This is a genomic window from Halomonas sp. 3D7M (assembly GCF_014897885.1).
Classification (GTDB): Bacteria; Pseudomonadota; Gammaproteobacteria; order Pseudomonadales; family Halomonadaceae; genus Vreelandella.
On the sequence record NZ_JABUZF010000165.1, the window covers coordinates 1 to 3960 of the forward strand.

The 3960-nt window shown below is 50.3% G+C and carries 6 protein-coding genes (1 of these 6 only partly in view); 3 read left to right on the plus strand and 3 right to left on the minus strand.

What is annotated here, in order from left to right:
• Positions 1-91 precede the first annotated feature (91 nt).
• The gene (locus tag INT22_RS08045; protein ID WP_442311550.1) at positions 92-202 is read left to right on the plus strand and encodes a YqaE/Pmp3 family membrane protein; all 111 of its coding nucleotides are present in this window, start codon (positions 92-94) and stop codon (positions 200-202) included.
• A gap of 151 nt (positions 203-353) precedes the next feature.
• Here the strand turns inward: INT22_RS08045 and INT22_RS08050 are convergent, their stop codons facing one another.
• Positions 354-827, minus strand: coding sequence for a nucleoside deaminase (locus tag INT22_RS08050; RefSeq protein ID WP_095602597.1), 474 nt, complete (start codon positions 825-827; stop codon positions 354-356).
• A gap of 364 nt (positions 828-1191) precedes the next feature.
• Between INT22_RS08050 and INT22_RS08055 the strand changes: the two genes are divergently transcribed.
• On the plus strand, positions 1192-1398 hold the full coding sequence (locus INT22_RS08055; RefSeq protein ID WP_009722287.1) for a cold-shock protein: 207 nt from the start codon (positions 1192-1194) through the stop codon (positions 1396-1398).
• Between the two features lie 161 nt (positions 1399-1559).
• Here INT22_RS08055 and INT22_RS08060 read toward each other — a convergent pair whose 3' ends face one another.
• Both INT22_RS08060 and INT22_RS08065 read right to left on the minus strand, forming a co-directional pair.
• Positions 1560-2423, minus strand: coding sequence for a putative RNA methyltransferase (locus INT22_RS08060; protein ID WP_193060962.1), 864 nt, complete (start codon positions 2421-2423; stop codon positions 1560-1562).
• 86 nt (positions 2424-2509) lie between these two features.
• On the minus strand, positions 2510-3439 hold the full coding sequence (locus INT22_RS08065) for a DMT family transporter (RefSeq protein WP_193060963.1): 930 nt from the start codon (positions 3437-3439) through the stop codon (positions 2510-2512).
• Positions 3440-3536: 97 nt separating this feature from the next.
• Here INT22_RS08065 and INT22_RS20485 point away from each other — a divergent pair, with 97 nt between their 5' ends.
• A protein-coding gene (locus INT22_RS20485) for a LysR family transcriptional regulator (protein WP_226912515.1) crosses the window boundary here: on the plus strand, positions 3537-3960 show its 5' portion. The gene runs 134 nt beyond the window's last position; 424 of the gene's 558 nt are visible here — the first part of the coding sequence; its start codon is at positions 3537-3539; its stop codon lies off the right edge, out of view.

A 3960-nucleotide genomic window follows, 5' to 3' on the forward strand; every position in this document is an offset into this window, starting at 1 on the left:
TAGCCGATGTAAGTCGAGCCAGTAGGTGTTTAGCGGTGTTACAGCCTGAGTGCGGTACTGGCTGAGGTACTATGAGAAATCCAGGCTAGGGGTGTTTTTTGAGGTCGGTTTCAAAGGACATTTCTGGCTGAATATCATTCTCACGCTGTTTGGCTTTATCCCAGGCATCATCCACGCCTTCTATGTCATATTGAAACACTAGGCATATTGAAGCACTGATGCTCTTTTTTGCATCGATTTAACAAACGCCGCCTTGTCGAGCACAAGGCGGCGTTTGTCTTTCTGGGCCATGCATTGCTTACCGAGCCTTGCCAAACAATTAAAACCCAGCCCTTCAAAACCCGGCCCTGATGTTATGCATGCAAGCGGCGATGCAGGGCATGGACTTGCTCGTCCAGCCCAGGCACTGGGCCATCAACAGTCAAACCTGGCACCACCTCATTAATCGATAGCGGGGCGACTGGAGGTGGCGCTACGCCAAGTGCAGCCAACCATGCTCCCAACTGCTCAGAAGAACTGACGTAAACGATACGTCCTAGCCCTACCCACCCATGAGCCGCTGCACACATTGGACAGTGCTCTCCAGAGGTATAGACAGTCGCTTTAGAGCGCTCTTCAGGCGTCATATGGTTCGCTGCCCAGCGGGCCAGCGAAAACTCTGGATGCTGAGTAGAATCTCCACCGGCAATGCGATTACGGTCTTCGGCTAACACCTTACCTTCGGCATTTACCAGCACGCTACCAAATGGCTCATCCCCTGCATTTAAAGCCTCCTCTGCTAAAGCCACCGCACGCTTTAGGTATGCCAATTCATGTTCGGCAATCATTGGATTCTCCTCGTTTTGATAACGTGCCTTACCGACAGGGTTGTCGTTTCAAAAGTGCTTCGCCAAAGATACCATTTTTAACATTGAAGGTCTGACTCACCGTAAAGCCCCCAAGCACCTGAAAAGTGGGGTGGAAGTAACCGCTGTCCTGACACCACCCCCCAGGAAATATTCATAAAAAAGCTTTGACCCGAAGAAAAAATCATGTCACTGTAGCGTCAGTTGGTTAGCAAGCAGCATGGTTTCAGAAGTGTACGATCTATTTCGGCAGCCTGATATTGTATTCCTTGTTTCACCCGCTACTATTCATCTGGGTAATACCAGGAACTTTATTACGGCGCATTAGCGCGAAAGGATCTACATCATGGCAACTGGCACAGTTAAATGGTTTAACGACACTAAAGGTTTTGGTTTCATCGCTCCTTCTGACGGCGGCGACGACCTTTTTGCTCATTTCTCTGAAATTCAGTCTGACGGTTTCAAAACCCTTCAAGAAGGTGCTAACGTTTCTTTTGACGTTACCCAGGGTAAGAAAGGCCTTCAGGCTTCTAACATCAAGCAAATGTCCTAAGCCTTAACGGTTTAAGAATTTGCTCGAACCTTAACAGGTTCGAATAACAAGGCCCGCTTATGCGGGCCTTGTTGCGTTTGCATGTTGAAAATGAAAGACAAAATGAAAGACAGTTAGCATAAAGATGCAGAAAGAGAGTATGGTCGGATTTGTAACACCCCTTATTTACGCTCATACACCATTAGTTTGGCATCTACCGTCAGGGTAAGCTCATCAAGTGCCGCTGCACGTGCTCGGCCTTCCTGACTGGCGCGGTAAAGATGGGGCGTCATCGTTAATAGGTCACCAATTAATGCCTGCCCTTCCAGCGTTATTTGATAGTTAAGTGACTCTGTGTGCAACTGGATAAAGCCCTCAGGCACTTCCCGTTCACTTGTCGTGTCTGGCTTAAGCGTGGGATAAATCACCTCCCTCAGCTCACGCAGGTGCCCCGCCCCTGCCTCAACCTGCACCAATAGGCCACCCGGCTTTAATACCCGCGCAAATTCGTGATGCACTGGAAAACCAAACATACACAGCACACTGTCGAGCGTCTCCGCTTGAACTGGCAAGTGCGCATTGCTCCCGACAACCCAACGACAAAGCGGAGATTTTTTATCATCTTGTCTGGCCGCCGACAGCACTGCCCACTTGGAAATATCTAACCCCAGCAATGAAAGTGGCCGCGAATTCGATGCAGCACGAGATAGCTCACGCAAGTAATAACCTTCACCGCAGCCAGCATCCAGGCAGCCAAATAGCGAGCTGGCAGATTGCGCATCAGCATGGTTTAACAGGTGTTTACTTACCGCCTGGGCAATGGGCTGATAGTAACCAGCCTCAAGAAAACGCTGCCTTGCTGCCACCATCAGCTTACTGTCACCAGGATCAGCGGAACGCTTTTGCTGTACCGGAAGCAAGTTGACGTAACCTTGCTTAGCAACATCGAAGCTATGCCCAACAGAGCAGCGCCAAGTACTGCCTGCCAGATGAAGCGGCTCGCCATCTAACGGACAGGCTAGTAATTGAAAAGGAGTGCTATTCATAAAAAATAATTCATAAAACAGTTAGGCCCATAAGTCAGTTCTTCACTGATTAAAAGACGCAAGGCCATCATTGGCGGCCCACGTGGTTAGCGCGTTACCAGAACAATGCCGGCTAAGATAACGCTCCCACCAATTATAAAATTGACGCTAAGCGGCTCATTAAGCAGCAGGGTACCAAAAAGCACACCAAAAAGCGGCGCTAAGAAAGAAAACACACCTAACTGAGAAGCACGATAACGGCGCAGCAACGTAAACCAAAGCAGCAGCGCGCCAAAAGAAATAACCAGCGCCTGAAAACCAAGGCTGGCAACCACCATAGGAACAAACTGCGCGCTCATTAACTGGCCAGAGATAACCGCTACCGGCAACAGTAGCAGCGCCGTTATACCCAGTTGATAGCTTAAGGTAAGTTCTGCTGGTGCCTCGGAAAGCGAGGTCTTGCGAATTACAACGGTCGTAGCCGACCAGGAGAGTCCAGCTAGCAAGCCCAGTGCATCACCGATGATGATCTCTATGGCATAGCTACCACTCGGCGCCATCGCAATCACCATCCCTGTAAACGCCAACCCTACTCCCCACCACTGCCGCATAGACAGCTGTTCACCAGGCACCCAAAGATGTAAGCCAAGCGCGGCAAAAATGGGGGCCGTGTAAAGAAAGACCGACATGTGCGATGCCAAGGTATACGTTAACCCCCAGGCAACAAATGCGAACTCCGCCGCAAACCCTAAGCCAACCAACAAACCGGCAATCCAATGACGGCGCAAATCTGCCCAGCGAACGCCTCGCCAATAAGCTAGTAAACCGACCAGTGTTCCAGCGATAGCGGAGCGTAGAGCTATCTGCACCATGGGTGAGATATCCTCAGCCACACCTTTAATCGCTACTTGCTGAAACCCCAGTATCAAGCAAAATAGCAGCATTAGTGATGCTGCTGTGGTATCCACTGATTTACGCTGGAATACCACTACAGAGCTGTCATTAGCGTTAATTGACGCTACTCTTTGAGTATTCATTGCACGCTCCCATAACATTAAGGCGCCTATTGCACCAGGAAGAGAAACCTCGTACAAACGATTACTTCTCTGGCCTAGGCTTAGGAAAACTCATGCTATGAGAATTGAAAGATTACCACTTAATGCACTACGCGCCTTTGCCGAAGCTGCGCGCGAGAACAGCTTCAAAGCCGCCGCTTATCGGCTTGGCGTTACCTCTGGCGCGGTTAGCCGTCAGGTGAAGCAGCTAGAGGGGCATTTGGGGGTGGCGCTCTTTGAACGTCATGCCAATGGAGTATGTGTCACTGAGGCGGGGCGGATATTAGCGGAAGATGTGCAAGCGGGGCTTTTGCGTATCGCCAGTGGCGTACAGCACGTCACCGAGCGCTCGGAACAAGCCTTTCGCTTACTGATCAGCGCACCGCCTTCTTTTCTACAGCTTTGGTTGCTGCCTCGTTTACCTCGTTTTGAAGCAAACGAGCGCGAAATAGAAATATCGCTAGATGCCGAGTCTCGCCTAACCCAACCGTTATGGCTGCCAA